This is a genomic window from Micromonospora sp. NPDC093244 (assembly GCF_040683695.1).
Lineage (GTDB): Bacteria > Actinomycetota > Actinomycetes > Mycobacteriales > Micromonosporaceae > Micromonospora.
This window is the reverse complement of sequence record NZ_JBFBEO010000002.1, coordinates 479,053-505,808: the sequence shown is the minus strand read 5'-3', so window position 1 is coordinate 505,808 and position 26,756 is coordinate 479,053. Positions and strand designations below refer to the sequence as shown.

Genomic DNA, 26,756 nt, shown 5'->3' with positions numbered 1-26,756 from the left:
AGGTGGAGGGTCGGTGGCGGACGAAGACCGCATGCGGGCGGATTCCCGGGCCGGTGGCGGGTCGTCCGAAGCGCCGACGTCGCATCGACGGCCCGGTGTCACCGCCGGGCAGCCGCGCCTCGCGTTACGCCGATTCGCCGACGACTACCGGCGTCGGCGTTGGGCGGTGACGGGGCTGGCCGTGCTCGCCTGCGTCGTGGGGCTGGGCGCGTACCTCGTCACCCGGAACGGTCCGGAGTCCGGCGACCTGGCGGGTCGTCCGGGCGTGCCAGTCGGGGCGTCCCGGCCGACCGGCTTTCCCGGCGTCGAGGGGCGTACCGGCGACGTCGGACCGGCGACGCCGGGCCTGCGCCCCCGGCAGCGCCCTCCGTCGCCCGAGCCGACCCCGTCGGTCAGCGCGCCCGCCGTGCCGCCGGCTCCGTCGGTCCCGCCCGCCCTGTCGGTGACCCGGTCGGAGGCGCCCGGCGAGATCGACCTCACCGCCGTGGGGCACCGGGACTGGATGCACTGGGGGCTGCACGGCACGTCGGTGGTGCGCAAACGCGGCGGGTCCGGGGAGATCGTCGACGCGGGAGGGCGCGGTTCCAGAGTCGGTTGGGGCGGCAACCAGGAACTCGTGAGCTGGCGCGACGGCACACCCGAGCGGTCGGTGCGGGGCAGTGCGAACGGTGTCTACGCCTGCGGCGCCGGCAACGGTTTCAGCCTCGCGATCGCCGGCAGCGGTGAGCCGCGTACGGTCCAGATCTACGCCGGGACGTGGATGGCGCGGGGCCGGCTCGACGTGCGGCTCTCCACCGGTGGCCCGGCCAGCACGGTGCGTCTGGAGGACCCGTACACCAGCAAGAGCGCCCAGTTCACCATCCAGTTCCAACTGCCCAGGGGTGCCCGGCTGCTGGTGAACTGGACAGTCGAGAAGGTCTTCACCCGGCATTGCGGAAACGTCGGCCTCCAGGCCGTGGCCGTGCGCTGACCGACTGCCGCTCGGGACAGTTTGTCCGTCGCGCACAGTCGATGGCATCGTAACTTTCTGCTGTCCCCGTCCGACCATCCTGTGTGGAGGCAGCGCAGATGAGCAGCAGTACCGCCCACCGCGTCCGTCCCGTCGGCCCGTCCGGCGCCAGTGAAGCGTCCGGGGAGGTGCTCCGCGACATCCCCCTGCCGCCGTACGTCACTGTGGAGGACGCCCAGTTCGCGGTGCGGGCGGTGGTGGTGCACGCGCCCCGGCGCTGGTCCGGCGGTGTGGTTTGCCGCAACGACGCCAGCCCGCACCCGTGTCGACTGCACCGCTGGGGCACCCGCGTGCTGGCATTGCGCGGGCTGCACGCCGCCGAGATCGCCGCGCTCATCGAACGCGGCGACCCCACGGCTGTCGTCCCCCGACCGGACCGTCCGGCCTGAGCCGCGCCCCCGGTCAGCAGGTGATCGGCTTCACCCAGGAGCACTCCAGCCCCTCCGGCGTACGGGGCGTCTCCGGTACCGCCGGCGGCGCCATCCGGGCCGTCGTCGTGGCACCCTCCCGATAGCCGGCCAGCGCCACCGCGATCTGGTCCTCAAGCCCCTTGACGGACGCGGTCAGGTAGTTGTTGAGCAGGATCGAGAACGCCAGCAGATGGCCGTCGGCGCTTGTCACGTACCCGGACAGACCGGAGACGCCGGTCAGGCTGCCGGTCTTGGCGTGCACGTTGCCCGCCGCCGGGGTGCCGGCCATCCGGCTGCGCAGGGTGCCACCCACGAACCGGTCGGGCTGCCCGGCGATCGGTAGCGCCTCGTACCAGGTGCCGAACCACGGTTCGGCGCGGACGGCGGCCAGCAGGTCGACGAACTCGGTCGCCGGGACGAGGTTGCGCCGGGACAGGCCGGAGCCGTCGCGTTGCCGCAGAGTCCCGGTGTCCATGCCGGTGTCCGCCACGTACTCGCTGATCGCGGTGAGCCCGGCGGGCCAGGTGCCCGCGCCGGACAGCACCCGGCCGATCTCCTTGGTCAACACCTCGGCGTGGCCGTTGTTGGAGAGCTTGAGGAACGGCGTCATCAGCTCGCCCAGGCTCATCGAGTCGTGTCGGGCCACCGGGTTGGCCGCCTCCGGGGTGGGCTGGCCGAGCACGGTCCGGCCGAGCACCCGGACGCCGTGCCGGTGCAGCGCTGCGCGGAACACGTCGGCCGCGTAGCCGGTGGGTTCCCAGACGGTCACCCAGTCGCTCGCCGGCGCGTCGCCGACCGCGATCTGGCCGGTCACCACTACCGTGTTGCCGCCGTGCTCGCGCTCGATCGAGATCGACGTCTCGCCCTCGGCGACCGTCTGGGCCCGGTTGTCGATCCGGACGTACCCGGTGGGCGGGGTCGTGCTGACCACCGCCGGGGCACCGGCCCTGGTGGCCGGTGCGGCGTGCACGATCACGGTGCCCGCGTCGTAGTCGGTGTCCGGCGCGACGGTGAGCGCGGAGACCTGCGCGGCGTAGTAGTAGGGCTCGTCGTCCCACGTCCAGTCGGGGCCCAGCCGGGTGCGGTCGTAGCGGGTGTCGTCGGCGATCAGGTTGCCGGTCACGACCCGGACGCCGTCAGCGGCCACCTGCGCGGCGAGCGCGTCGTAGTCGGCCGCGAGCATGGTCGGGTCGCCGCCGCCGCGCAGGTAGAGATTGCCGGACAGCAGGCCGGCGCGACGTTTGCCTGTGGTGCGGACGTCGGTGGTGAAGCGGTGTCCGGGGCTGAGCAGCGCCAGGGCGGCGGTCGAGGTCAGCAGCTTGGTGTTGGAGGCCGGGATCAGTCGTCGGTCCCCGTTGCGGTCGTAGAGGGTCTGCCCGGTGCTGGTGTCGACCACGACGACGGAGGCCTGCGCGCCGTCCAGCCGGGTGTCGCCGAGGATCCGGTCGATGGTGGCGCGTAGCTGGGTCGTCGCGGGGGTGGGCGACTCGGCTGTGGCTCCGGGTGCGCCGGCGGTGGCCGCGGCGGCGACCAGGGCGAGCAGCGCGAGCGCCCGGGGAAAGAGACGACGATGCATGGGCTGATGCTGCCATGAAGATATTCGCCGGAGAAGAGGCTCGGGCGAAGGTTAATGCCGTTCGCGCTACGTCGGCCGCCCGACGGACCTGTCGTGTCCGCCCCAGTAGTGCCGCTGCGCTCCCATCACCAGGGGTGCCACAAGTGCGGCGAGCGCCCCGCCGAGCAGCGGGAAGACGATAAACAGCCACAGTTGACGCAGGGCTACGCCACCCTCGAAGACGGCGGGCCCGAAGGCGCGGGCCGGGTTGACGGCGGCGCCGGTGAGCGTCACGCCTACCAGTTGGGTCGCGGCCAGGGCCAGCCCGATGGCCACCCCGGCGGTGCCCGGATTCTCGCTGCGGCTCGTCACCACGAGCACGACCAGGACGAAGAGGAAGGTCAACAAAAGTTCCAGCACGGCCGCGCCGCCCCGGTTGATGTGCGCGCCGTACCCGTTGGCGCCCAGCGCACCGGTCTGGTCCGCCATGTCGCCCCAGCGGGTCAGCGCCCAGAGCACGAAGCTGGCCACCGTCGCGCCGGCGAACTGGGCGATCCAGTACGCCACCGCGCCGACGACCGTGATCTTCCCGGAGAGCAGTACGCCGAGCGTCACCGCGGGGTTGACGTGACTGCCGGAGAGCGGGCCGATCGTGTAGACCAGAGCGAGCATGACGAAGCCGAAGGCGAGCGCGACCACCACCACGCCGCCCTGCACGCGTGCCGCGACGGCGGCCCCGACGCCGAAGAACACCAGCAGCAGGGTGCCGAGGAATTCGCCGGCGGCTCGACGGGCATCTTCCATCCACCCAGCCTAGGTGCAATTCGGGTGATCGGATGCGAAACGCCGTCTGTGATCGACGCGACGGCCGGCGCGGGCAGAGCCCGTGAGCATCAGGGGTTGCACCTCGTGTGGACACCCACTCCGCCGACGTCGTGGTGATCGGAGCCGGTCAGGCCGGCCTGAGCGCCGCCTACCACCTGCGCCGCACCGGCTTCGCCCCGGGCAGCGGCTTCGTCGTGCTCGACGGCGAGAACGGCCCGGGTGGGGCCTGGCAGCACCGCTGGCCGACGCTCGTCTTCGACCGGGTGCACGGCTTCTACGACCTTCCCGGCATGGCGTTCCCCACCCCCGACCCGCGGCGTCCGGCAGCCGAACAGGTGAGCGCCTACTTCGCCGCGTACGAGAGAGCCTTCGACCTGCCGGTACGACGGCCGGTTCGGGTCCGCGCGGTGCGCTCCCGCCCGGACGGGCGGCTCGACGTGCACACCGACCACGGCCTGTGGACGACGCGGGCGCTGATCAACGCGACAGGCACGTGGACGAGGCCGTTCTGGCCGCACTACCCGGGTCGGTCGTCCTTTCGCGGTCGACAGTTGCACACGGCCGACTACCGGGGGCCTGACGAGTTCGCCGGGTTGCGGGTGGTGGTGGTCGGTGGCGGCACGTCCGCCGTGCAGCTGCTCGGCGAGGTCTCCACGGTCGCGGCGGCCACCACCTGGGTGACCCGCCGGCCGCCGCTGTTCCGGGAGGAGGAGTTCGGCCCCGACCTCGGCCGGGCCGCTGTGGCCCGGGTGGACGAGGCGGTCCGCGCCGGTCGCCCACCCGGCAGTGTCGTGGGCGTGACCGGGCTGCCGGTCACCCCGGAGCTGCGCCAGCTGCGCGAGCGTGGCGTCCTGCACCGGCTACCCATGTTCGACCGGATCACACCCGACGGGGTCGCCTGGTCCGACGGCCGGTCCGTTCCGGCGGACGTGATCCTCTGGTGCACCGGTTTCCGCGCGGCCCTGGACCACCTCGCGCCGCTGGGACTGCGCGCGCCGGGCGGCGGCATCACCATGGACGGCACCCGCGTGGTCGCCGACCAGCGCATCCACCTTGTCGGGTACGGCCCCTCGGCCAGCACCATCGGCGCCAACCGGGCCGGCCGCGCGGCGGTCGGCGAGATCCGCGCATTGCTCGCCCCCGTCGCCGCACTCGACTGACCCCGCTCTATTTGACGGATCGCCCGGCAGCGGGCACCGTTGGCCAGGACGGGGCCTCTCAGCTGCCCCGACGCGATGCGACGGCGACGACGTTCGCCCCTGCATGTCGCCTCCCACGTGTGCTCGTACGCGGGCCGCCGTACCGGTCTGCGCGGTAACCGACCGCGAGCCGAGAATCCACGAGGAGTTCCGCAAATGCTCACCATGACCGACAACGCCGTGCTCGTCATCAGGGACCTCGCCAACCAGCAGGACGTCGCCCAGGACGGTGGCGTGCGGATCGCCGCCGACGCCGAGGCCGGCTCTCTCACCGTGGAACTGGTGCCCGAGCCGGAGCAGGGCGACCGGGTGGTCGACAACCAGGGTGCCCGGATCTTCCTCGACGAGGACGCCGCCGAACTGCTCGGCGACGCCTCCGTGGACGCCACAGTCGACGACGAGGGCATCATCCAGTTCGGCTTCACCGAGCGGCAGTAGCCCGCTCAGCCCGCCCGGCGGGCCGTGCCGCCACGCGGACGACCCCGCTGCGGTGGTCCCGGCCGGGTCTGCCATCCGGTGTCACCGGCCGGGCGTCGCCTGGCGGTCAGCACGTGCGCCAGGTGGTGGGACGTGCTCCACGCCGCCCAGTTGGCGGCCGACCCCGCGCCGGCTCCCCGTCGAGCCCGGCGCAGCAACTCGTGGTCGCCCCAGGAGAAGGCCGCCCCGGTGGCCGGCCAGTGCGGGGCCGACACCAACGTGCGGCACAGGTCGGCGAACCGCTCGTCACCCCGCCCGCCCCGCCGCGACCAGCGGTAGACCCACCAGTCGCCGTCGGCGGTGTACCGCACCGTGGGCAGCCGGTCGTCGGAGCCTCCGTCGGTGCCCGGCACGGCCGCCCCGACGCCGTAGTCGCCGTAACCCACCCCGGCGTCGCCCAGCCGCTGCCAGAGTTGCCAGTCCCAGCGGTCGAGTCGGACCGGCTCGTCGGTGGGCAGCCGGGCCAGCGTCGGCGGCATCGCGCCCGCCGCCACGGTCACCGACCGCCAGGCGTGCCGGCGTGCCCACCCCAGCAGCCGTCGTACCCGGGGCTCGGCGAGGCGCACGTCCGCCCGGCAGCACACGTCCGCCGCGTCCACAAGCAGGTCGCACTCTTCCGGCGCCAGCGCGGTGCACCGCCAGATCCGCTCCACGGCGGTGGTGCTCGCGTCCGGCCCGGCCCGGTCCCGTCCGGCCCGGAGCCGGACCAGCGCCCGCCGGCCGTACGCCCGCGCCGCCGCGCCGTGCGCGGCCAGCCGCCTGTCGCTCTCCGCGAGCCCCACCACCGGCACCAGGGGTACGTCCCACCGCAGCACGTCGCTGCCGGGGTCCTCGGGCAGGGCGGTGGTGTCGACGGCAGTCAGGAGTCCGGCGGGCAACCGGCGCAGCACGTCGATCGTGGATCGGTCCGCCGAGCCGACCTCCAGGATCGGGGCGAGCAGCGGGACCGCCGCGGGTTCGAGGTGGTTCAGCGCCTCCAGTTCGCCGCGTCGACAGGCGAGGATGGGGCGGTAGACCGGTTCCGCCGCGCGGCCCCCGTGTGCGGGCCTCATACTTCAGCCTAGCCAGGCATGTGCATATGTCCCAGGTCGTCGAGGCGAAAACCGGCTGCTGGGCTGTCGGGTCGGCGACTACGCTCGCGCGATGCCCACACCACCCCATCGCTACCGATCCGACGACGAGGACAGCGGCCGGTGGATGGGCTTCCCGTACCGGGCCGGCGACATCGTGATCAGCACCCGGTCCAAGAGCGGTACGACGTGGATGCAGATGATCTGCGCCCTGCTGGTGCTGGGCACCCCGGAGTTGCCGGCGCCGCTGAACCACCTGTCGCCGTGGCTGGACTGGCTGGCCGAGCCACGGGACGTGGTGTACCGCCGGTTGGCGGCGCAACAGCACAGACGCTTCATCAAGACGCACACCCCGCTGGACGGCGTACCGCTGGACCCGCGGGTGCACTACGTGGTGGTGGCACGGCACCCGCTGGACATGGCGGTCTCCCTCTACCACCAGGCGGGCAACCTGGACCGGGCGCGACTGGCCGAGCTGACCGGTCAGGCGGCGCCCGCCGGGCCGGCGAGGGAGCGCCTGCCTGTCGAGCGGTGGCTGGCGAGCTGGATCGACAGGGAGACGGACCCGCGCGCCGAGCTGGATTCGCTCCCCGGCGTGCTCCTGCATCTGAACGACGCCTGGGCCCGGCGGCACGAGCCGAACGTCGAACTGGTGCACTACGACGACCTGCTGGCCGACCTGGAGGGCGAGATGCGGCGGCTCGCGGGTCGGTGGGGTCTTGAGGTGCCCGTCGAACGGTGGCCCGAGCTGGTGGAGGCGGCCACGTTCGGCCGGATGCGCGAGCGCGCCGACCGCCTCGCGCCGGACACGCTCGGTGTGCTGCGCGATCGCCGGGCGTTCTTCCGGCAGGGCCGCTCGGGGCAGGGGCGGCATCTGCTCGACGCGTCCGGGCTGGCCCGCTACCACCGGCGCACGGCCGCCCTGGCTCCACCCGACCTGCTCGCCTGGTTGCACCGCTGAGCCGTCGCGCCGCACACGAGCGCGCGGCGCCGCTTCGACAGGTGTCGGAACGTCGCCGCGCTCTGGCCGTCTCCCACCACCGCAGCCGTTCGGCGGTACGCCGGCGGGGACCTGGCTCGACCGGCCGCTCGCGCCGGTCAGCTTTGTCGATCCCCGGTCGGCCCGGTTCCAAACCCCCAGACCGTGGGGAATTCCACCATCTGCGAGTCCCGGCGTGGCGGGCCACCGATCGGGGTATGACCGCGGGCATGGAGCATTTCACGATCGCAACCGTGGCCGAGAAGAGTCCCGACTTCCGGCGGGTGCTGTGGACAGGTGAGCACACCCAGCTGGTCATCATGACCATTCCGCCGGGCGGGGAGATCGGCGAGGAGGTGCACGAGGGCATCGACCAGATCCTGACCTTCGTCAGCGGCACCGGCGAGGCCCGGGTGGCGGGCGAGAAGCGGGAGGTCGTCTCCGGCGACCTGGTCGTCGTACCGGCCGGCACGAAGCACAACTTCGTCAACACGGGCCCCAACCCGCTGGTGCTGTACACCGTCTACGGGCCGCCGGAGCACGCCGACCAGGCCGTCCACCACACCAAGGAGGAGGCCGACGCGGCCGAGGCCGCCGGTGAGGACGAACCGCCGACCGAGTGACGCTCCGGGCGGCGGCCTGATCGGGGCCGATCCGGGTACCCGCGACGGGTGGAGCAGCAGCCGCCGATCGCCGACTACGGTTTCCTCTCGGACTCCCGCTCCGGCGCGCTGGTCGGCAGGAACGGCTCGATCGACTGGTGGTGCCCGTCGCGGTTCGACGGCCCCTCCGTGTTCGGACGGCTGCTCGACCCGCGCTCCGGGCACTTCCAGGTGGCGCCGGTCGGTGTGGGTGGCCCGGGGTACCGGGTCGAGCGCGCGTACCGGCCGGACACTCTCGTGCTGCGCACGGTGCACCACACGCCGCACGGCAGCGTGGCGGTGACCGACGCGCTCGCCGCCGAGATCGGCGCCCGCGGCCACCAGTTGGGCATGAACTCGCCTGCCGTGCTGATCCGGGTGGTCGAGGGGTTGTCCGGGCGGGTCCGGATGGGCTTGGACTTCGCGCCCCGCCCGGAGAACGGCCTGCTCACGCCGTACCTGCACGAGCAGGCAGACGGTGGGGTCCTGGCCAACGGCGGCTCGGTGAACCTCATGCTGCGGGCCGGCGGGCTGCGGCTGCGGGCCGGCCGGGACCGGGTGACCCACGAGTTCGAGGTCTCCGCCCGTCAGGTGGTCGGCATCGACGTGGCGTTCGGCCAGGCGTACGGCGATCCGCCCGCCCGCCTGGACCCGCTCGCCACCCTCGCCGCGACGGCGCGGGCGTGGGAGGGGTACCGGGAGACGCACGGCTACTCCGGCCGGTACGCCAAGCTGGTCCGGCACAGCGCGACGGTCCTGGCCGGCCTCACGTACGCCCGCAGCGGCGCGGTGGTGGCGGCGTTGACGTCCTCGTTGCCGGAGCAGGTCGGCGGCGACCGCAACTACGACTACCGCTACTCGTGGCTGCGGGACTTCTCGCTGACCATGCGCGCCCTCTGGGTGGCGGCGTGTCCCGACGAGGCGTCGCGGTTGTTCGCCTGGGTCACCCGGTCGATCGGCCGGTTCGGCGAGGAGCCGGTACCTGTGCTCTTCGGTGTGGAGGGCGAGCGGGACCTGTCCGAGCATCACTGCTACCACCTGCGTGGATACCGCGACAGTCGACCGGTCCGGGTCGGCAACGACGCCTGGCGGCAGCGGCAGCTCGACGTGCCGGGTGAGGTGATCGGTGCGGTGTGGCGGCTGCGGGACTACCTCGGTGAGACGTTCGACGACGAGTTGCGGGAGATGGTGCTCGGGTTGACCGAGCAGGTGGCCGCTACGTGGCACCTGCCGGACCGGGGGATCTGGGAGACCCGGGACGAGGAGCGGCACTACGTCTCGTCGAAGGTGTCCTGCTGGCTGACGATGGACCGGGCGGTGGGGCTCGCCGACCGGCTGGGCGAGCGGGCCGACAAGCGCCGCTGGGCAGTCGTGCGGGACGAGATCCGCGAGGCGGTGCTGCGCGAGGGGTGGAACGACCGGATCGGCGCGTTCGCCGGCGCGTTCGGGTCGGCGGAGCTGGACGCCTCGGTGCTCGCCCTTCCGGTGGCGCACTTCCTGCCGGCGACCGATCCACGGATGCGCTCGACGATCGCCATGGTGGAGCGGGAGCTGGGCACCGACGACGGACTGCTGCGGCGGTGGACGACGGATCCGGCCGGGTTCCTGCTGTGTTCGTTCTGGCTTGTGGAGTGTCTCGCGATGGCGGGTGAGCTACGGCGGGCCGAGGAGCTGTTCGAGCGCGTGGCGGGGTACTCCAACGACGTGGGCCTGTTCAGTGAGCAGATCGACCTGACCACGGGCGCGCAGCTCGGCAACACCCCGCAGGCGCTGTCGCACATCGGGTTGATCAACGCGGCCTGGCGGTTGACCGAGCCGGGCAGCTACTGAGCGGCCGGCTGGAATCCTGCAACAGACCTGCAAACCCCAGGCATTGACGCTGGTAGTTGGACAGTCCTAGCCTCGAAGGAGCGGGAAAGCCCTTTCCCACGGCTTTGATCCCGCTTCACCCCGCTTCGGGCCCGGCCATCCGACGGGGGCACACCGATCCCAGGTCACGACAGCACGCCGTGCCGGCACACGTGCCCAGGGGATCGCCACCACACGCGTCAAGGAGGACACCTGTGCAGGAGAGACGACTCCCCGGCCGACGACCACTGCTGCTGGCGGTGGGCGCCGGCGTGACAGTGGCGGCCCTGGCGGCCGGCATGACCTCGGCCTTCGCGGCCACCGTGTTCAGCGACGACTTCAGCGACGGCGACACCTCGGGCTGGTCCAAGTCCGGCGGCACCTGGACGGTCGGCTCGGGGGTGCTCAACCAGTCCAACGCCGGCAGCGAACTGGCCAGGCAGTTCGCCGGCCAGACCAGCTGGACCGACTACTCGGTGCAGGCCCGTGTCCGGCCGGCGAGCTTCGGCTCGTCAAGCGCACTGGTCGGGCTCGCCGCCCGATCCACCAGCAGCACGAAGATGTACCGGCTGGCCCTGCTCGGCTCCGGCCGGGCCGAACTCCAGGCCGTCAACGGCAGCAGCATCACCGCGATCGGCTCCGCGTCGACAGGCGTCAGCACCGGCACCTGGTACACGCTGCGCATCGAGACCAGCGGCAACACCATCCGCGGCTTCGTCAACGGCACCCAGATCGCCTCCGGCAGCAACAGCCTGGCCGGCGCCGGCCGGATCGGCCTGGTCACCGCGTACGCGAGCGGCGGCTTCGACGACGTGGTCGTCGACTCCTCAGGCGGAGGCAACCCGACCACGCCGCCACCCACCGCGCCGGGCCCGACCACACCTCCGCCGGCCGGCTGGCCCACGCCCACCAGCAGCCAGAAGGTGGACGACACGATCGCCGTCTCCGGCACGTTCGACGGTGGACTCAGGCGCTACTACGGCATCGGTGACGGCGGGCAGAGCGAGAGCCAGGACCCGATGTTCGAGCTGGCCGCCGGCGCCACACTGCGCAACGTGATCATCGGCGCCCCGGCCGGCGACGGCGTGCACTGCGAGGGCAACTGCACCCTGGTCAACGTCTGGTGGGAGGACGTCGGCGAGGACGCGGCCACCTTCCGGGGCGGCACCACGTACACCGTCGACGGCGGTGGCGCCCGCTCGGCGAGCGACAAGGTCTTCCAGCACAACGGCTCGGGCACCGTCTACATCAGGAACTTCCGGGTGGAGAACGCCGGGAAGCTCTACCGGGCCTGCGGCAACTGCTCCACGTCGTACCAGCGGCACGTGGTGATCGACAACGTGGTCGTCCGGGACACGGACGCGATCGCCGGCATCAACACCAACTGGGGTGACACGGCCCGGTTCAGCCGCATCACGATCGTCGACGACCCGGACCGGGAGACCTCGATCTGCGTGAAGTACAAGGGAGTCCCCAAGGGCAGTGAGCCCACCGAGATCGGCGAGGGCGCCGACGGCGTCAACTGCCTCTACTCACCCTCCGACATCACCTACCAGTAGACCGCCCGAGCAGGCGGGCGCTGCCGGGCGCCCGCCTGCTCAGGTCAGCACCGGTACGTCCGACACGTCGACCGTGTCCGGATACTTCAGGCCCGCGCCCGTGTTGAGCACCACCACCCGTTCGCCGGCCCGGATCCAACCTCCGGCGCGCAGGTGCCGCGCCGCGGTCAGGCAGGCCGCCCCCTCCGGGCAGAGCAGCAGCCCTTCGCGCCCGGCGAAGTCCCGCAGGTCCGCCAGGATCTCCGCGTCGTCGACGGCGACAGCGGTGCCGGAGGACTCCCGCAGCGCCGCCAGGATCAGCTCGTCGCCGAGCGGCGCCGGCACGGTGATGCCGAACGCCACTGTGTGCGCGTCGGCCCACGGCTCGGCCCGATCCTCGCCGGCGGCGAACGCCCGCACGATCGGCGCGCAGCCGGTCGACTGCACCGCCACCAGCCGGGGCAGCTTGTCGCCGATCCAGCCCAGCTCCCGCAGCTCGTGAAGCGCCTTGTGGATGCCGATCAGACCGACACCGCCACCCGTCGGGTAGATGATCACATCGGGGACCTGCCAGCCGAGCTGCTCGACGATCTCGTACCCCATCGTCTTCTTGCCCTCCAGCCGATAGGGCTCACGCAGCGTGCCGGCGTCGAAGATCGCCCCGTTCGACTCCGCTACCAACTCGGCCACCCGCCGGCCGGCGTCGCCGATCAGCCCGTCGATCAGGCGCAGATCGGCGCCTGCGGCCACGCACTCGCGCCGGCAGATGCTCGGCGCCTCCAACGGCATGACGATCGTCGCGCCCATCCCGGCCCGCGCCGCGTACGTCGCCCAGGCCGACCCGGCGTTGCCGTTGGTGGGCATCGCGATCCGCTCGACGCCCAGCTCGCGGGCCCGGCTCACACCGACCGCCGCGCCGCGCGCCTTGAACGAACCCGTCGGGATCAGCCCCTCGTCCTTGACCATCAGGTCCGCGATGCCGATCTCGGCGCCGTACGCCGGCGCGCGCAGCAGCGGCGTCCAACCCTCGCCGAGCGTCGTGACGTACCGCAGGTCGTCGACCGGCAGCAGCTCCCGGTAGCGCCACAGGTCGGCCGGACGCAGCGGAAAGCGTTCCGGGGTGACCGCCTTCGCCACCGCCGGCAGGTCGTAACGGGCCAGTAGCGGAGACCCGCACTCGCAGAGGTTCTGTAACCGGTCGGCGGCGTACTCCCTGCCGCAGCGCGGGCAGTCCAGGTGGGTCAGGTACACGTCGCTCCTCGCCGTCAGACCGCGTCGACGCTCAGCCAGCGTCGACTGCGCCGCCCCGGCTCGTAGACCGAGTCCAGCCGCTTGGCGACCACACCGGGCAGGCCCTGTTCCCGCCCGGCACGCAGGGCCTCGTCGCCCGCGCCGGGGAACCACGGCGGAGTCTGCCAGTGCGGTCCGGCCAAGGCCAGCCCATGGAGCAGTTCCCGGCGTTGCGCGTACGGCACGTCGACGCTGCCCACCCCCTCCAGCCAGAGCAGGTCGACGAGCAGGTACTGGGCACCGGCCGGGACCCGGCTGCCGGTGGCCGGGCGGACCGGGCGGACCCGACCCGCGCCGTCGATGCGGACCAGCACGCCGTCGAGCACCGCCTCGGTGGGAGCGAGCGCCTCGGCCATCGCGCGCAGCCACGGGTACCCGCCGGTGATCTCCTCGTCGGTCTCCGAGAGCAGCCGCAACCGCCCGCCGGAGACGTACGCCATCGCCCGCACCCCGTCCCAGCGCAGCTCGTACCCCCACTCGTCGCGGTCGCGGGGGAGCCTGGCGGCGGGAGTGGCGTGCATCGGCCGGACCAGCTCGGGCATCGGGGTCCAGCCCGGCGGCGCGGGATCGGTGCGCCGGACCATCCAATCCCGACCGCCGGTGGCGAACAGGACGTACCGGCCGGCCGTGCGGTCACCCGTGAGCGTCACGATGACCTCGTCGTCGCGCCACTTCTCGCACCGGTAGGTGCCCCGGTCGTGGATCAGCATCCGGCCGCCGCCGTACTCGCCGGCGGGGATCTCACCGGCGAAGTCCAGGTACTCCATCGGGTGGTCCTCGGTGTGGACGGCGAGATGGTTGCGACCCGGATCGCGGGGCAGACCGCGCGGCACCGCCCAGGACGCGAGCACCCCGTCGTGCTCCAGGCGCAGGTCCCAGTGCAGGCTGCGCGCGTGGTGCTGCTGGATGACGAAGCGGGCGCTGTCGCCGTCACCGTCGGCCGCCGTGGGGCTCCCGGACGGCACGGGCTCGGGTGTACGGGCCGCGTCCCGCCGTCGCCGGTACTCCTGGAGCCGGTCGGTCACATCCGCATTCTCCGGCAAACCGGACCGTCGCGCTGGATGCCGGAGTGTCCGGTTCACTCGGCGGCCGGGGGCGTGGCGGGGTAGAACGGACCTCATGGACCACACCGACCAGCCCGCCGTCCTGCTCCCGGGTGACGTGCGGATGCCCCTGCTCGGCTTCGGCACCTGGCAGGCCACCGGCCAGGCGGGTTACGACGCCGTGCTGGCCGCGCTCGACACCGGCTACCGGCACCTCGACACCGCCACCATGTACGGCAACGAGCGGGAGGTCGGCCGAGCGGTCCAGGAGAGCGGTCTGCGTCGCGAGGACGTCTTCATCACCACGAAGCTCCCGCCGGACCGGGGCGGCCGGGAGCGCGAGACGTTGGAGGCCAGCCTGGAGGCGCTCGGCGTCGACCAGGTGGACCTCTGGTTGATCCACTGGCCGCCGTCGTCGCCTGCGGACAACATCCCGATGTGGCGGGAGTTGCTGGCCGCCCGGGACGACAACCTGACCCGGGCCGTCGGGGTCAGCAACTACAGCACCGGCGAGATCGACGAGCTGATCCAGTCGACCGAGGAGAACCCGGCGGTCAACCAGATCCGGTGGAGCCCGTCGCTGTACGACAGGCAGCGGCACGCCGAGCACCGGGACCGGGGTGTGGTGCTGGAGGGGTACAGCCCGTTCAAGACGAGCGACCTGAGTGACCCGGTGCTGACCCGGATCGCCGCCGCGCACAACGTCTCCCCGGCGCAGGTCGTGCTGCGGTGGCACATCGACCACGAGATCGTGGTGATCCCGAAGTCGGTGACCCCGGAGCGGATCACCGCGAACTTCGACGTCTTCCACTTCTCGTTGACGGCGGAGGAGATGCGCGACATCGACGCGCTCGGCGAGGTCTGATCCGGCGGTTTCCTTCAGCCCGTGACTCGGCGATGAAGGGTATCGACATCGACGCCCATGACGGTATACCGTGCCCGTCATCACGTTCGTCGATGCGTTCGAACCCGCCCTCGCTGGAGGATCGCCATGGCCCGAACACCGTCCATCCGTCTGCGCCGCCGAGGGGTGCTCGGCATCCCCGCCCTGGTGGTCGCCGCGCTGACAGTCGTCGCCCGACCCGGGGCGGCGAGCGCCGCGCCGAAGGCCGAGTGCCTCGCCGACCTGCTCCAGGACGCCTGATGGCGACGATTCCCTGGCTGGTGGACGTGCTGCGCGGCGCCGGGGTCCAGGTCGTCGTCGAGGGTGACTGGCTCAACCGGATGCGGCCCGGGTCCTTCGACCCCATCGGGGTGCTCTGGCACCACACCGCCGCGACCTCCAGCGCCAGCAACCCGCACCCGGCGCTCAACATCTGCATAAACGGCCGGTCGGATCTGGCCGGTCCGCTCTGCCAGGCGCTCGTCGACTACAACGGCGTCTTCCACGTCATCTCGGCCGGCCGGTGCAACCACGCGGGGGCCAGCGGCGGCAGTGGGCCGATCCCGGCCGGGGACGGCAACACCCTGATGATCGGGTGGGAGATCGACTACAACGGCGTCAACCAGGAAATGACCGCCGCGCAGTACAACGCCTCGATCGCCGCCACCGCCGCCGTGCTCACCCGGCTGGGCCGCGACAGCAGCTACGCCCGGGGGCACCGGGAGACGAGCACCTCCGGCAAGATCGACCCGTCGTTCATCGACCTGAACGTCATGCGCGCCGACGTCGCGGCGAAGATGGCCGGCGGGAACCCTCCGGCGTGGTCCTCCATCGTGGACAACACCACCTCCGGCCGGTTCACCGCCAGCGCCAACTGGGGTGTGTCGACGTACTCGGCGCAGCGGTACGGCGCCGACTACAGGTACGCGGAGCCGGTCGCGGCCAGTGACGCCGCCTGGTACAAGTTCAACGTCCCGGCCACCGCCAACTACCGGGTCGACGCCTGGTGGCCGGCAACCTCCGGATACAACGGTGCCACCCCGTACATCGTCGCCACGACCACCGGCAACCGGACGATCGTCGTCGACCAGCGGGCCACCGGCGGGCAGTGGCGGTCCCTCGGCACGTTCACGCTGCCCGCCGGGGACGCCAACCGGGTGGCGGTGAGCCGGTGGAGCAGCGCCGCCGGTCTGATCGTCGCCGACGCCGTACGCCTCACCCGGGTCTGAGCTGACCGTACGACAGCGGGGGCGTGGCCAGGTGGTCACGCCCCCGCTGCCGGTGGCTCAGGTACGGGAGCAGGTGGCCCCGTTGAGCGAGAAGCTCGTGGGGGACGAGTACGACCCGCTCAGGGTGCCCTGGTAGCCGAAGCTGGCCGATCCTCCGGGTGCGATCGACCCGTTGTGGCTGACGTTGCGGGCGGTCACCGTGGAGCCGCTCTGGCTCACCGTGGCGTTCCAGGCGCTGGTGACCTGCTGCCCGCCGGGCAGGCTGTAGGTGAGCGTCCAGCCGTTGATCGCGCTGGAGCCGGTGTTCGTCACCTGCACGTCGGCGGTGAAGCCGTTGTTCCACGAGTTCGCCGTGTACTTCACCGCGCAGCTCGCGCCACCGCTCGGCGGCGGGGTGGTCGGCGGTGGGGTGGTGGGGTTGCCGCCGCCGTTGACGTTCGCCGAGAACGAGGTCACCGCGAGGCCGACGCCACCCTGCCAGGGCTCGAAGCCGGCCTGGATGCTGGTCAGGTACCAGGAGTTGGTGATCGCGCCCCGGTTGCGCACGTCGTTGATGAAGTCCAGCACGCTGAAGTTCAGGCTGGAGATCGCCGACGGCGCGACGTAGGAGATGACGTTGTTGGAGCCGTTGCTGCCCCGCCACACCTCCCAGGTCCGGCCGGCCAGGTTGGCGGTGCCGACGACCGAGCCGATGGGCTGGATCGGGCCCTGCCGGTTGAGCCAGATCATGATCTCCATCTGGTTCACCCCGTCCCGCTTGGGCGACGGGTCCAGCCAGATGTCGTACGACGCGTTGTAGGTGGCGCCGCTGACGTACCGGTAGGAGATGCTGCTGGTGGCGCTGCTGATCTGCGACACCTGGATTGGCAGGTTCGTGCCGGGCGAGCAGTTGGTGTAGTGACAACCGAAGAACACCGAGGGGTACGCCGTGGGCGCCCCGTTGGTGGGGCTGCTGCCGTTCAGGGTGGTGATCTCGAAGCCGCTGCTGGTGACGTTGATGCACTGCTGGGCGGTGGTGCCCCAGCGGTTGTTCTGCACCACGTACCGGCCCTGGATGGTGGTCGAGCCGTACTGCTCGCAGATCTGGGTGTCGGCGGAGGCGTTGCCGCCGAGAGCCACGGCGACAAGCGAGCCTGCGAGCAGCAGACCGGTGGCGACCAGGGCCCGAAGTGGACGTTTCATGACGCTCCTTGACTGCGGCGCGTGCCCGGGCGCCGGGATGGGGACGGGCGGATGCGGGAGCGCTCCCACGCTCAACGACACATTCACATGTCTGAAACTACCGCGCAACCGGACGCGTCAAACTGGTGAAATGTGAGGATTGCCACGCCCCCGCCGGACGGGTGTCTACGGACCGCCAGCTAAGCGACGCGCGCCGCCGACGAGCGTCGTCGGGCAGCCCGATCGGCCCTGGTGTGCGGCAATAGCTCCGAGTAGCGTGTTGCCTCCAACGCGTGCCGTTCCCCCTCCGGAGGCGTACACCACAATGGGTGGCACCCCCCTGCGCATTCTCGTCGTCGGCGCGGGCATCGCCGGTCTGGCCGTCGCCCGGGCGCTGCGCATGGCGGGCTTCCGACCCGACGTCACCGAGAAGCTGCCACCGGGGGAGTCCACCGAGACGGGCCTCTACCTGCCGGGCAACGCCGCCCGCGCACTGCGCCGGCTGGACCTGCACGACCCGGTCCGCCCGCTCGGGCAGGTGATCCGCCGGCAGCGCTTCTTCGACGCCGCCGGCGCCCCGCTGTGCGAGGTCGACCTCGACGCCCTGTGGGCAGGCGTCGGGGAGTGCCGGGCGCTGCCCCGGGCCGACCTGCACCGCGTGCTGCTCAGCGGCGCCGGCGGCGCCGTCCGCCACGGCGCGGAGGTCCGCACCCTGGACCTGCTCCCGGGCGCGGTAGGCGTCACCTTCACCGACGGCACCACAGGCGAGTACGACCTGGTCATCGGCGCCGACGGCCCCCGCTCCTCGGTCCGCGCGCTGGCCGCTCTCGGCGGACCACCCCGCCCGGTCGGGCAGGTGGTCTACCGGGCCGTCCTGCGCGACGGCCCACCGGTCACCGAGTGGACCGCCCTGCTCGGCCAGCGCTCCGGGTTCCTCATGGTGCCGATCGGCGCCGGGCGACTGCACCTGTACGCCGACGAGGCCGGCACCGAGGCGCCCACCGACCCCCTCGCGCGGCTGCGGGACCTCTTCGCCGACTACCGGGGGCCGGTGCCCGAGGTGCTTGCCGCGCTCGACTCCGTGCACGTCGGGATCACCGACGAGGTGGAACTGGGACGCTGGTACCGGGGTCGGGTGCTGCTCGTCGGCGACGCCGCGCACGCCACCGCGCCGACCCTGTCCCAGGGGGCGGCCATGGCCCTGGAGGACGCCGTGGTGCTGGCCGAGTCGCTGCGCGCCGCCGGCAGCGTGGACGCGGCGCTCGTGGCGTACGAGAGTCGTCGCCGTCCGCGTACCCGATGGGTGCGCGACCGGACCCGCGACCGCAACCGGACCCGGGACGTGCCGCCGGCGCTGCGCGACCCGTTGTTGCGCGGACGCGGCGGCCGCATCTTCGGGGAGCACTACCGGCTCCTGCTCGGCCCGCTGTAGACCCGTGGCAGATCGTGTCACGCCACCCCACGCGGCGCTGCGACCTGCCGGGGACTATCCTCCTTGCGGATGACGGCCCGCCGATAACCAGCGTGTGCCGAGCGGGACAACCGAGAACCGGAGGCCACTCGTGACCACCGTCGCACCCAAGCCGGTCGTGACCCGGCCCTGGCCGGTCCGGGAGCCGGTCAAGGGGTCGGCCATCGCGCGGCTGCTGCGAACCACGGACGCGAAGCAAATCGGGATCATGTACATGGTCACCGCGTTCGTGTTCTTCATGATCGGTGGCCTGATGGCCCTGGTCATGCGTGCTGAGCTGGCTCGACCGGGGCTTCAGTTCCTGTCGCCGGAGCAGTACAACCAGCTCTTCACGATGCACGGCACGATCATGTTGCTGTTCTTCGCGACGCCTATCGTGTTCGCCTTCGCGAACTACATCGTGCCGATCCAGATCGGCGCGCCCGACGTCTCCTTCCCCCGACTGAACAGCTTCGCCTACTGGCTGTACCTGTTCGGCGGCACGATGGCGACCGCCGGGTTCATCACCCCGGGTGGCGCCGCCGACTTCGGTTGGTTCGCGTACGCGCCGCTGAGCAGCGTCGAGCACTCGCCAGGCGTCGGCGCCAACATGTGGATCATGGGTCTGGCCATCTCCGGCCTGGGCACCATCCTCGGCGCGGTGAACATGATCACCACCGTGCTGACGCTGCGCGCGCCCGGCATGACGATGTTCCGGATGCCGATCTTCACGTGGAACATCCTGGTCACCAGCCTTCTGGTGATCCTGGTCTTCCCGCTGCTGGCCGCCGCGCTGTTCGCGCTCGCCGCGGACCGCATCCTCGGCGCGCACGTGTACGACCCCGCCACCGGCGGGCCGATGCTCTGGCAGCACCTGTTCTGGTTCTTCGGCCACCCCGAGGTGTACATCGTCGCGCTGCCGTTCTTCGGCATCATCAGCGAGGTCATCCCGGTCTTCTCCCGCAAGCCGATCTTCGGCTACAAGGGCCTGGTCGCCGCGACAGTGGCGATCGCCGCGCTCTCCATGAGCGTCTGGGCGCACCACATGTTCGCCACCGGTCAGGTGCTGCTGCCGTTCTTCAGCTTCCTGAGCTACCTGATCGCCGTGCCGACCGGTATGAAGTTCTTCAACTGGATCGGCACCATGTGGCGGGGCCAGATCAGCTTCGAGACGCCTATGCTCTGGGCGGTCGGCTTCCTGGTCACCTTCCTCTTCGGTGGTCTCACCGGTGTGCTGCTGGCCAGCCCGCCTATCGACTTCCACGTGTCCGACTCGTACTTCGTGGTGGCGCACTTCCACTACGTGCTCTTCGGCACCATCGTGTTCGCGGTGTTCTCCGGCATCTACTTCTGGTTCCCGAAGATGTTCGGCCGGATGCTCGACGAGCGCCTGGGCAAGATTCACTTCTGGCTCACCATGATCGGTTTCCACACCACGTTCCTGGTGCAGCACTGGCTCGGCAACGAGGGCATGCCCCGTCGGTACGCCGACTACCTGCCCAGCGACGGCTTCACCACGTTGAACACGATCTCCACGATCGGCGCGTTCATCACGGGTATCTCGACGCTGCCGTTCATCTGGAACTGCTGGAAGTCGTACAAGACCGGCCCGGTGGTCGAGGTCAACGACCCCTGGGGTCACGGCAACTCGCTGGAGTGGGCGACCAGCAGCCCGCCGCCGCTGCGCAACTTCGACCGGATGCCCCGCATCCGCTCCGAGCGGCCGGCGTTCGACGCGAAGTTCCCCGAGCTGGCCGCCGGCCAGAGCGTGGCCGGCCCGCCGGAGGGTGGCGCCAAGCCGCTCACCAGCGAGTCGGACGGTGGGGCCAGCTACAACGAGGACACCGCCAGCGACGTCGACAGGCACTGACGCTCGACTACGCCGTACGACGGGCGCCGCCCCCGGGACACCGGGAGCGGCGCCCGTCGCCATGTCCGGCCGGCCCTGCTCGCCCTGCCCCGCTCTGCTCGGCCTTTCCTGCTTTGCTCGGCGTGGCCCGGCGGCCCGTGTGTGGCCCAACCTCAGCCCCGGCGGCCGGCGTGTGGCCCAACCTCAGCCCCGGCGGCCGGCGTGTGGCCCAACCTCAGCCCCGGCGGCCCGTGTGTGGCCCAACCTCAGCGGGTAGCGGTGGCGAGGTCCGTCTCGGTGGGCGCCGGCAGGGTCGGCCCCGCGTCGTTGCGGCGGCGGCGCAGCTCGATCGGGAGCACCACGAGGGTGACCAGCGCGCCGAGCGCACCTGTCACCACGAAGCCCCACAGCGGCGCGCTGGCGTCGATCACGGCGCCGGCGAGCGGCGCGCCGACCGCGATGCCGACGGTGACGGCGGAGCCGTGCAGGCCCATTGCCTCGCCGCGTACCTCGGCCGGGACGAGCCGGCTTACCGCGTCGGACGAGGCCGCGATGGTGGGCGCGCAGAGCGCGCCGGCCGGGATCAGCGCCAGGCAGAGCAGCCACCAGTGCGCGCCGCCCAGCCCGACCGGGATGGTGCACACGGCCAGCGCCGCGGTCAGGACCAGTGGCGAGAACGAGCGGTGCACGGCCCCGTAGGCGAAGCCGCCGGCCAGCGACGCGACCGCCCAGATGGCAAGCACCGCGCCGGTCCAGCCGACCTCTCCGCTGGCCCGCAGGACGGCGACCACGGCCACGTCGGTGCCGCCGAGCACCAGGGTCGCGGCGGTGCTGAGCGCCAACACGGCGAGCAGCCGGGGGGTCAGCCACTCCCGGCGCGGCACCCGGCGCGGCGGGCCGCTGGGCTCGGTGGCGCCACGGATCGGCGGGTTGACCACCCACAGGGCGATGCCGGCCGCGACGATGCCGCCGCCGACGAGGTACATGGTGGTCTGGGCGGAGATCGCGGTGACCAGCGCCACCGCCAACGCCGGGCCGATCATGAAGGACAGCTCCACCGACATCGAGTCCAGCGCGTACGCCGGGCGGCGTTGGTCCTCCGGGACCAGCGCGGCGATCGACTGGCGGACCACCGAGAAGATGGGCAGGGCCAGCGAGCCGGCCACGAACGCGGTCGGCAGCAGCACGGGGTACGGCAGCGTGGGCGCGGTGGACCAGAAGATCGCCTCGGCGATGGCGGTGAGCACCAGCACCGGACGCAGGCCACGCCGGTCCACCAGCCGGCCGAGCAGCGGCCCGCCGATCGCCGCGCCCACGGTGACCGCCGCGCCCACCAGGCCGGCGGCCCCGTAACCACGGTCGAGGTCGAGCACCACATGGAAGGTGAGCGTCACACCTGTCGCGGTGAGCGGGATGCGGGCGAGGACGGCTACCAGCAGCAACGGCCGCAGGCCGGGCAGGGCGAGCGCTGTCCGGTAAGGCTTCATGTTCACGTCGGTCCGTACCTCCGGCGACATCCTCGACCGGCGGCGGTCCGAAGGCCAACCATTTACCGCCTCATGCGGCAGTGATCACAGGCTCTCCGTGCAGGGTCACCCCGGCGCCGTCCATCGCGCGCAGGGCCACGTCTGTGGTGTCCGGGGCGACGGCCGCAGTCAGCTCCAGCAGCACGGTGGTCGCGAAACCCTCGCGGGCGGCGTCCAGCGCGGTCGCCCGGACGCAGTGATCGGTGGCGATCCCGACCAGGTCGACCCGGTCCACGTCGTGCCGGCGCAGCCAGTCGGCCAGGCACTCGCCGTCGTCGGCGTGCCCCTCGAACCCGGAGTACGCGGCGGCGTGCTCGCCCTTGTGGAAGATCGCCTCGACCCGGCCCGTGTCGAGCTCGGGGTGGAACTCCGAGCCGGTGGTGCCCACCACGCAGTGCCGGGGCCAGGAGTCCACGAAGTCCGGCGGATCGCCGAAGTGCGCACCCGGGTCGACGTGGTAGTCCTTGGTGGCGACCACGTGCGACCACCGGTCCGGCTCGGCGGCGAGCAGGCGGGAGATGCCGGCGGCCACGCCCGCCCCGCCCGCGACGGCCAGCGAACCGCCCTCGCAGAAGTCGTTCTGCACGTCCACGATGATCAGCGCGTTTGCCATGGGTCTCCCTCTCGGTCAGGTCAGCTGGCGGGTACGACGGTGACCGGCACGGCCGGGTCTCCGGCGGAGAGCTTCAGCCCCTCCCACGGGATGGAGATCAGACATTCGCGCAGGTGCTCGCGGGACTGGTCGAGGGTGGGCAGCGCCACCGGTTCGCCGTCGACCACGTACGAGCGCTGGAGCATCCGGTCGTTGGGCTGCCGGTCCGGCACGCCCTGCGGGACGATGATCTCCTCGGTGGCGGTGCCGGTCGGCTTGTGCCGGCGCACTGCCACCTTCCGGCCGCCGATTGTCGCCTTGTGCTCGGAACGCTTCACCACCGGCCGGCCCTCGACCTCGACGAGCTTGTAGACCAATCCGGCGGTCGGTGCCCCGGAGCCGGTGACGACTGCCGTCCCCGCGCCGTACATGTCGACAGGTTCGGCGGCCAGCGCGGCGATCGAGTACTCGTCGAGGTCACCCGAAACGATGATCTTGGTTTCGGTGGCGCCCAGCGAGTCCAGCAACTCCCGCGACTGCTGCGCGATGACCGCCAGGTCACCCGAGTCGATCCGGACCGCACGCAGCTCCGGCCCGGCCACCGCGATGGCGTTGCGGATGCCCTGGCTGATGTCGTACGTGTCGACGAGAAGCGTGGTGTCCTTGCCGAGCGTGGCCACCTGCGACGCGAACGCGGCCCGCTCGTCGTCGTGCAGCAGCGTGAACGCGTGCGCGGCCGTACCCGCCGTGGGGATGCCGTAGCGCGCGCCGGCCGCCAGGTTCGAGGTGAACCGGAACCCGGCCAGGTACGCGGCCCGAGCCGCGGCCACCGCTGACTCCTCGTGCGCCCGACGCGACCCCATCTCGATCAGCGTCCGGCCCCGCGCCGCGGTCACCATCCGCGCTGCCGCGGCGGCCACTGCGCAGTCGTAGTTGAGCACCGAGAGCGCCAGCGTCTCCAGCACCACGCACTCGGCGAAACCGCCGGAGACCGTCAGGATCGGCGAGCCGGGGAAGAACAGCTCACCCTCGGCGTACCCGTCGATGTCACCTGTGAAGCGGTAGTCCGCCAGCCAGGCCGCCGCCGCCTCGTCGACCACCCCGGTCCGGCGCAGGAAGTCGATCTCCGCCTCGTCGAAGCGGAAGTCGCGGATCATCTCGATCAGCCGGGCCGTGCCGGCGACCACGCCGTAGCGGCGGCCGGACGGCAGTCGACGGGTGAAGACCTCGAAGACGCAGCGGCGGTCGGCGGTGCCGTCCTTCAGTGCCGCGCTGACCATGGTCAGCTCGTAGTGGTCGGTCAGCAGCGCGGGGCGAAGGGTGCTCACCGCCCCAGCCTAAGGTTCAGCCGACGTCGCCGCCCTCGTGGCCCGGGATCGACCGCAGCGCCGCCCACAGCTCCGTCCGCCCGGTCACGCCGAGCTTGGTGTAGATCCGCTGGAGGTGGTTCTCCACGGTGCGCGCGGAGAGGTAGAGCCGTTCGGCGATGGCCCGGCTGGGCGCACCGTGCGCGGCGAGGCGGGCCACCTGCCACTCGCGCTCGGTGAGCACCGGCACACCGGCGTTCAGCGCCGGCGTACGGATGAGGTCGCAGCGGCCGAGCAGGCCCGCCAGCCGCTCCCGGGCGTCGTTGGCCGCGGCCGACTGCTGCCGGCGCAGCCGCTGCGCGGCTTGGGCGGTGGCCTCGGCGGCGAACACGGTCAGCTCCAGCGCCGCGTAGTCGTCGGCGGCCGCGAGCAGGTCGGTGGTGGAGTCGGTCGCGGCGGCCCGGGCGTGCCGGGCCAGCAGCGGCGGCAGCACCCCGTCGACCCGTTCGGAGAGTTCGGCGAGGCGCTGCGCGACGGTACGCCGGCCGCCGTCCGAGCAGGTGGGCCCGACAGGCATCGAGGCCTGGTCCAGTCGTACCAGGTCGTGCAGGACGTGCACCTCGTGCCCGGCGAAGTTGTCCGCGCGCAGCCGGTCCACCAGGTCGCCGAGGTGTTTGACGGCGCCCGGCAGGTCGCCCGACGCGGCGAGCGTCGCGCCTCGGGCCTGCTCCAGCCACGGGTAGAGCACCGCCATGCCCGGTGCGTGGGTGCGGTCCGCCTCGGCCATCGCGGCGGCGGCCTGCGTCGCGTCGCCGCGCAGCGCCGCCGACTGGGCCCGTTCGGCCTGGGCCAGCCCGGCGTAGACGCGGCTGGTGGCCAGCACCGCGCAGGCGCCCAGCGACGTCCGCATCGCCCCGTCGCTCTGCCCGCGAAGACGTGCCGCGTACGCCTGGAGGATGGCCAGGTAGCCGGTGCCGAGCCGGAAGTCGCCGGCGCCCGCGAGGTCGGCGAACTCGTCGGCCACGATCGCGTCGATCCCGGCCAGGTCGCCGGTGAGCATGAGCCGGGTGCCCCGGGCCAGCTCCAACGCCAGTTGCAGGTACGGCATGTCGGTGCGCCAACTGGCCGCCGCGGAGTGCACCTGGGCGATCGCCGCGCCGCTGCGGGTCAGCTCGCCCTGGGCGGCCTGGACGTACGCGATTGTGGAGCGGGCCAACTCCCGGGCGGCGACGCCGGCGGCCGGCCGGTCCAGGACGCGTTGGCTGAGCCGCACCGCTGCCGTCGTGTCCAGGCGGTGCAGGCGCATGATCGCCTCGAAGGCGTGCACCCGGGCGCGGTCGGCGGAGTCGCTGATCCGCTCCGCCCGGCGCGCGATCTCCTCCACCGTGGACTCCTGGCTCAACCCCCAGTAGCTGACCATTCCCCGTACCGTCAGCCAGCGGCAGAGCCGCCGCTCGTCGCCGGGCTCGGGAGTAACCGCGTCGAGGACGTCGATGGCCTCGTTCGGACGGTCGGCGAACATCAGGATCGTGGCCAGCAGCTCGGCGGCGTCCGTACCGCCGTCGGCGTCCAGCGCGGCGCGGGCCAGGCGGGTCGCCAGCGGTACGTCGTAGCGGGTGAACGCCTGCACCGCGGCGTCCACCAGCAGGGCCGGGTCCTGTGCGGTGCCGGAGTCCAGGCGCCAGACCGCCACCCGCAGGAGATCGTCGCGGCGGCGCTTGCCGACGTGCTCCAGCAGCTCCGCGAGGCGGGCCTGGAGGCGCCGGGTGCGGCTGACCGGGCAGCGGCGGCGCAGCACCTCGCCGTAGAGCGGATGGGCCAGCCGGACGTTTGTGCGTCGGTCGTGCTGCACGACTGTGATCAGGCCGCGCTCCTCGGCCATCTCCACGTCCGCCTGGTCGGCGGCCTGGTTGAGTAGGTGTAGGCCGAGGGGCTCGCCGAAGGCGACCAGCTCACCCACGGTGCGGACGCCGTCGGTGAGCTGCCCGACCCGGGTGTCGATCAGGTCGGTCAGGTTGGGTGCCAGCTCCAGCCGCCCGGTCCACTTCCAGATCCCGTAGGTGCGCTTGAGCTCCTCGCTGCCGGTGGCGGCGTGCACCAGCTCGCGCAGCAGCAGCGGGTTGCCGGACGAGAGTCGGCCCAGCCGGTCGGCGGAGCCGGCGTCGACCGGGCCGCCCAGCATCTCCGCCAGCAGGCCGGCGGTCTCCGCCGGTGGCATCGGTGTCAGCTCGACGTGCTCGACCAGGTCGTCGGTCCACAGCGCACGGATCGGCAGGGGGATCTGCTCACCGTCGCGCAACGTGCCGACCACAGTGGCGTTCTCGGTGCGTGCGACCAGGTGCACGAGGGCGGCGGACGGGGGGTCGAGCAGGTGCGCGTCGTCGATGGCCAGCACGATCCGCCGGCCGGCGGCCTGCTGTTGCAGAACGTCGAGCGCCCAGCGGAGAATGCCGGCGGGGGAGAGGCCCTGCGGCTGCTCGGCGGGGAGGACCTGCACCAGACCGCCGAACGGCAGCGCCGCAGTGGTGGCGCTCGCCGCGATGGACCAGATGGCGTACCTGTCGCTGGGCAGGGTGGCGACACCTTCGCGCAGCAGACGGCTCTTGCCGATGCCGGCGCTGCCGCTGAAGAAGAGCCCCTGCCCGGCCTCACCGGTCACCGCCGCCAGCAGGCGGTTGAGTTCATCGGTGCGGCCGACGAACTTCCACGGACTCATCCGCGCAGCATATCCATCGAGACCTGTCCGCGCCCGTACCGTCACGCACCGAAGTTGAGTAGTCCCGCGATTACCGGTAAGTACCTGACGTGTTCCGCCGGGTCGCCGGTCCGCCCGTACGCTTCCGACATCCGGGTAGCGTCGCCCGGAGTTGCCACG

Annotated in this window: 23 protein-coding genes; 13 read left to right on the top strand and 10 right to left on the bottom strand. The window is 72.1% G+C overall.

Translation table 11 applies throughout. From position 1 onward, the window contains the following. Positions 1 to 13: 13 nt before the first annotated feature. Entirely contained in the window at positions 14 to 970 is a 957-nt protein-coding gene (locus tag AB0N27_RS12350) for a hypothetical protein (RefSeq protein ID WP_364367440.1), read from the top strand. A gap of 98 nt (positions 971 to 1,068) precedes the next feature. Then, positions 1,069 to 1,398 carry a hypothetical protein gene (locus AB0N27_RS12345; RefSeq protein WP_364367437.1) on the top strand — a complete coding sequence of 110 codons (330 nt, stop codon included), beginning with the start codon at positions 1,069 to 1,071 and terminating at the stop codon, positions 1,396 to 1,398. Positions 1,399 to 1,411: 13 nt separating this feature from the next. On the opposite strand, the gene dacB is transcribed toward AB0N27_RS12345, so the two are convergent. Beyond that, entirely contained in the window at positions 1,412 to 2,995 is a 1,584-nt protein-coding gene (gene dacB / locus AB0N27_RS12340; protein ID WP_364367434.1) for a D-alanyl-D-alanine carboxypeptidase/D-alanyl-D-alanine-endopeptidase, read from the bottom strand. A 66-nt stretch (positions 2,996 to 3,061) separates the two neighbouring features. Then, positions 3,062 to 3,778, bottom strand: a complete 717-nt coding sequence (locus tag AB0N27_RS12335) for an aquaporin (protein ID WP_364367431.1) — start codon at positions 3,776 to 3,778, stop codon at positions 3,062 to 3,064. Positions 3,779 to 3,885: 107 nt separating this feature from the next. On the opposite strand from AB0N27_RS12335, the gene AB0N27_RS12330 reads away from it, so the two are divergent. Both AB0N27_RS12330 and AB0N27_RS12325 read left to right on the top strand, forming a co-directional pair. Then, on the top strand, positions 3,886 to 4,959 hold the full coding sequence (locus tag AB0N27_RS12330; protein ID WP_364367428.1) for an NAD(P)-binding domain-containing protein: 1,074 nt from the start codon (positions 3,886 to 3,888) through the stop codon (positions 4,957 to 4,959). Between the two features lie 195 nt (positions 4,960 to 5,154). Beyond that, complete coding sequence (locus AB0N27_RS12325) at positions 5,155 to 5,436, top strand: adhesin (RefSeq protein ID WP_364367425.1); 282 nt, start codon at positions 5,155 to 5,157, stop codon at positions 5,434 to 5,436. 5 nt (positions 5,437 to 5,441) lie between these two features. On the opposite strand, the gene AB0N27_RS12320 is transcribed toward AB0N27_RS12325, so the two are convergent. Next, positions 5,442 to 6,527 (bottom strand): hypothetical protein, encoded by a 1,086-nt coding sequence (locus AB0N27_RS12320; RefSeq protein WP_364367422.1) that lies wholly within the window; start codon positions 6,525 to 6,527, stop codon positions 5,442 to 5,444. A 91-nt stretch (positions 6,528 to 6,618) separates the two neighbouring features. On the opposite strand from AB0N27_RS12320, the gene AB0N27_RS12315 reads away from it, so the two are divergent. The 4 genes from AB0N27_RS12315 to AB0N27_RS12300 all read left to right on the top strand — a co-directional run bounded on the left by AB0N27_RS12315 (position 6,619) and on the right by AB0N27_RS12300 (position 11,572). Continuing rightward, positions 6,619 to 7,506: a sulfotransferase domain-containing protein gene (locus tag AB0N27_RS12315; RefSeq protein ID WP_364367419.1), complete on the top strand. Its 888-nt coding sequence runs from the start codon at positions 6,619 to 6,621 to the stop codon at positions 7,504 to 7,506. Between the two features lie 236 nt (positions 7,507 to 7,742). Beyond that, positions 7,743 to 8,147: a cupin domain-containing protein gene (locus AB0N27_RS12310; RefSeq protein ID WP_364367416.1), complete on the top strand. Its 405-nt coding sequence runs from the start codon at positions 7,743 to 7,745 to the stop codon at positions 8,145 to 8,147. Between the two features lie 48 nt (positions 8,148 to 8,195). Then, positions 8,196 to 9,995, top strand: coding sequence for a glycoside hydrolase family 15 protein (locus tag AB0N27_RS12305; RefSeq protein ID WP_364367413.1), 1,800 nt, complete (start codon positions 8,196 to 8,198; stop codon positions 9,993 to 9,995). 233 nt (positions 9,996 to 10,228) lie between these two features. Beyond that, complete coding sequence (locus tag AB0N27_RS12300; RefSeq protein WP_364367410.1) at positions 10,229 to 11,572, top strand: pectate lyase; 1,344 nt, start codon at positions 10,229 to 10,231, stop codon at positions 11,570 to 11,572. Positions 11,573 to 11,611: 39 nt separating this feature from the next. Here the strand turns inward: AB0N27_RS12300 and AB0N27_RS12295 are convergent, their stop codons facing one another. Together AB0N27_RS12295 and AB0N27_RS12290 are read right to left on the bottom strand one after the other, a co-directional pair. Further along, the gene (locus tag AB0N27_RS12295; protein ID WP_364367407.1) at positions 11,612 to 12,802 is read right to left on the bottom strand and encodes a threonine synthase; all 1,191 of its coding nucleotides are present in this window, start codon (positions 12,800 to 12,802) and stop codon (positions 11,612 to 11,614) included. Positions 12,803 to 12,816: 14 nt separating this feature from the next. After that, positions 12,817 to 13,866 (bottom strand): DNA polymerase ligase N-terminal domain-containing protein, encoded by a 1,050-nt coding sequence (locus AB0N27_RS12290; protein ID WP_364367404.1) that lies wholly within the window; start codon positions 13,864 to 13,866, stop codon positions 12,817 to 12,819. A 94-nt stretch (positions 13,867 to 13,960) separates the two neighbouring features. On the opposite strand from AB0N27_RS12290, the gene AB0N27_RS12285 reads away from it, so the two are divergent. The 3 genes from AB0N27_RS12285 to AB0N27_RS12275 all read left to right on the top strand — a co-directional run bounded on the left by AB0N27_RS12285 (position 13,961) and on the right by AB0N27_RS12275 (position 15,996). Continuing rightward, positions 13,961 to 14,749, top strand: coding sequence for an aldo/keto reductase (locus AB0N27_RS12285; RefSeq protein ID WP_364367401.1), 789 nt, complete (start codon positions 13,961 to 13,963; stop codon positions 14,747 to 14,749). 126 nt (positions 14,750 to 14,875) lie between these two features. Continuing rightward, a complete protein-coding gene (locus AB0N27_RS12280) occupies positions 14,876 to 15,028 on the top strand; it encodes a hypothetical protein (protein ID WP_364367398.1) in 153 nt (50 codons plus the stop codon). After that, the gene (locus tag AB0N27_RS12275) at positions 15,028 to 15,996 is read left to right on the top strand and encodes an N-acetylmuramoyl-L-alanine amidase (protein WP_364367395.1); all 969 of its coding nucleotides are present in this window, start codon (positions 15,028 to 15,030) and stop codon (positions 15,994 to 15,996) included. The genes AB0N27_RS12280 and AB0N27_RS12275 overlap by 1 nt, the downstream gene beginning before the upstream one ends. Positions 15,997 to 16,053: 57 nt before the next feature. Here the strand turns inward: AB0N27_RS12275 and AB0N27_RS12270 are convergent, their stop codons facing one another. After that, positions 16,054 to 17,178, bottom strand: coding sequence for a cellulose binding domain-containing protein (locus AB0N27_RS12270; protein ID WP_364367392.1), 1,125 nt, complete (start codon positions 17,176 to 17,178; stop codon positions 16,054 to 16,056). A gap of 304 nt (positions 17,179 to 17,482) precedes the next feature. On the opposite strand from AB0N27_RS12270, the gene AB0N27_RS12265 reads away from it, so the two are divergent. Further along, the gene (locus AB0N27_RS12265; RefSeq protein ID WP_364367389.1) at positions 17,483 to 18,589 is read left to right on the top strand and encodes an FAD-dependent monooxygenase; all 1,107 of its coding nucleotides are present in this window, start codon (positions 17,483 to 17,485) and stop codon (positions 18,587 to 18,589) included. A 130-nt stretch (positions 18,590 to 18,719) separates the two neighbouring features. Continuing rightward, complete coding sequence (gene ctaD, locus AB0N27_RS12260; RefSeq protein WP_364367386.1) at positions 18,720 to 20,477, top strand: cytochrome c oxidase subunit I; 1,758 nt, start codon at positions 18,720 to 18,722, stop codon at positions 20,475 to 20,477. Between the two features lie 245 nt (positions 20,478 to 20,722). Here the strand turns inward: ctaD and AB0N27_RS12255 are convergent, their stop codons facing one another. From AB0N27_RS12255 to AB0N27_RS12240, 4 genes are read right to left on the bottom strand one after another with little or no spacing between them, the layout of a single operon-like run. Next, positions 20,723 to 21,973, bottom strand: coding sequence for an MFS transporter (locus AB0N27_RS12255; protein ID WP_364367383.1), 1,251 nt, complete (start codon positions 21,971 to 21,973; stop codon positions 20,723 to 20,725). Positions 21,974 to 22,013: 40 nt separating this feature from the next. Next, positions 22,014 to 22,595 (bottom strand): isochorismatase family protein, encoded by a 582-nt coding sequence (locus AB0N27_RS12250; protein ID WP_364367380.1) that lies wholly within the window; start codon positions 22,593 to 22,595, stop codon positions 22,014 to 22,016. A gap of 20 nt (positions 22,596 to 22,615) precedes the next feature. Beyond that, complete coding sequence (locus tag AB0N27_RS12245; protein ID WP_364367376.1) at positions 22,616 to 23,902, bottom strand: nicotinate phosphoribosyltransferase; 1,287 nt, start codon at positions 23,900 to 23,902, stop codon at positions 22,616 to 22,618. 16 nt (positions 23,903 to 23,918) lie between these two features. Continuing rightward, the gene (locus AB0N27_RS12240) at positions 23,919 to 26,597 is read right to left on the bottom strand and encodes a LuxR C-terminal-related transcriptional regulator (protein ID WP_364367373.1); all 2,679 of its coding nucleotides are present in this window, start codon (positions 26,595 to 26,597) and stop codon (positions 23,919 to 23,921) included. Positions 26,598 to 26,756: the final 159 nt, after the last annotated feature.

Coding starts and splice junctions, on each gene's coding strand:
- AB0N27_RS12345 (WP_364367437.1), top strand. CDS start 1,069: ATGAGCAGCAGTACCGCCCACCGCGTCCGTCCCGTCGGCCCGTCCGGC.
- dacB (WP_364367434.1), bottom strand. CDS start 2,995: ATGCATCGTCGTCTCTTTCCCCGGGCGCTCGCGCTGCTCGCCCTGGTC.
- AB0N27_RS12335 (WP_364367431.1), bottom strand. CDS start 3,778: ATGGAAGATGCCCGTCGAGCCGCCGGCGAATTCCTCGGCACCCTGCTG.
- AB0N27_RS12325 (WP_364367425.1), top strand. CDS start 5,155: ATGCTCACCATGACCGACAACGCCGTGCTCGTCATCAGGGACCTCGCC.
- AB0N27_RS12320 (WP_364367422.1), bottom strand. CDS start 6,527: ATGAGGCCCGCACACGGGGGCCGCGCGGCGGAACCGGTCTACCGCCCC.
- AB0N27_RS12315 (WP_364367419.1), top strand. CDS start 6,619: ATGCCCACACCACCCCATCGCTACCGATCCGACGACGAGGACAGCGGC.
- AB0N27_RS12310 (WP_364367416.1), top strand. CDS start 7,743: ATGACCGCGGGCATGGAGCATTTCACGATCGCAACCGTGGCCGAGAAG.
- AB0N27_RS12285 (WP_364367401.1), top strand. CDS start 13,961: ATGGACCACACCGACCAGCCCGCCGTCCTGCTCCCGGGTGACGTGCGG.
- AB0N27_RS12280 (WP_364367398.1), top strand. CDS start 14,876: ATGGCCCGAACACCGTCCATCCGTCTGCGCCGCCGAGGGGTGCTCGGC.
- AB0N27_RS12275 (WP_364367395.1), top strand. CDS start 15,028: ATGGCGACGATTCCCTGGCTGGTGGACGTGCTGCGCGGCGCCGGGGTC.
- AB0N27_RS12270 (WP_364367392.1), bottom strand. CDS start 17,178: ATGAAACGTCCACTTCGGGCCCTGGTCGCCACCGGTCTGCTGCTCGCA.
- AB0N27_RS12265 (WP_364367389.1), top strand. CDS start 17,483: ATGGGTGGCACCCCCCTGCGCATTCTCGTCGTCGGCGCGGGCATCGCC.
- AB0N27_RS12255 (WP_364367383.1), bottom strand. CDS start 21,973: ATGTCGCCGGAGGTACGGACCGACGTGAACATGAAGCCTTACCGGACA.
- AB0N27_RS12250 (WP_364367380.1), bottom strand. CDS start 22,595: ATGGCAAACGCGCTGATCATCGTGGACGTGCAGAACGACTTCTGCGAG.
- AB0N27_RS12240 (WP_364367373.1), bottom strand. CDS start 26,597: ATGAGTCCGTGGAAGTTCGTCGGCCGCACCGATGAACTCAACCGCCTG.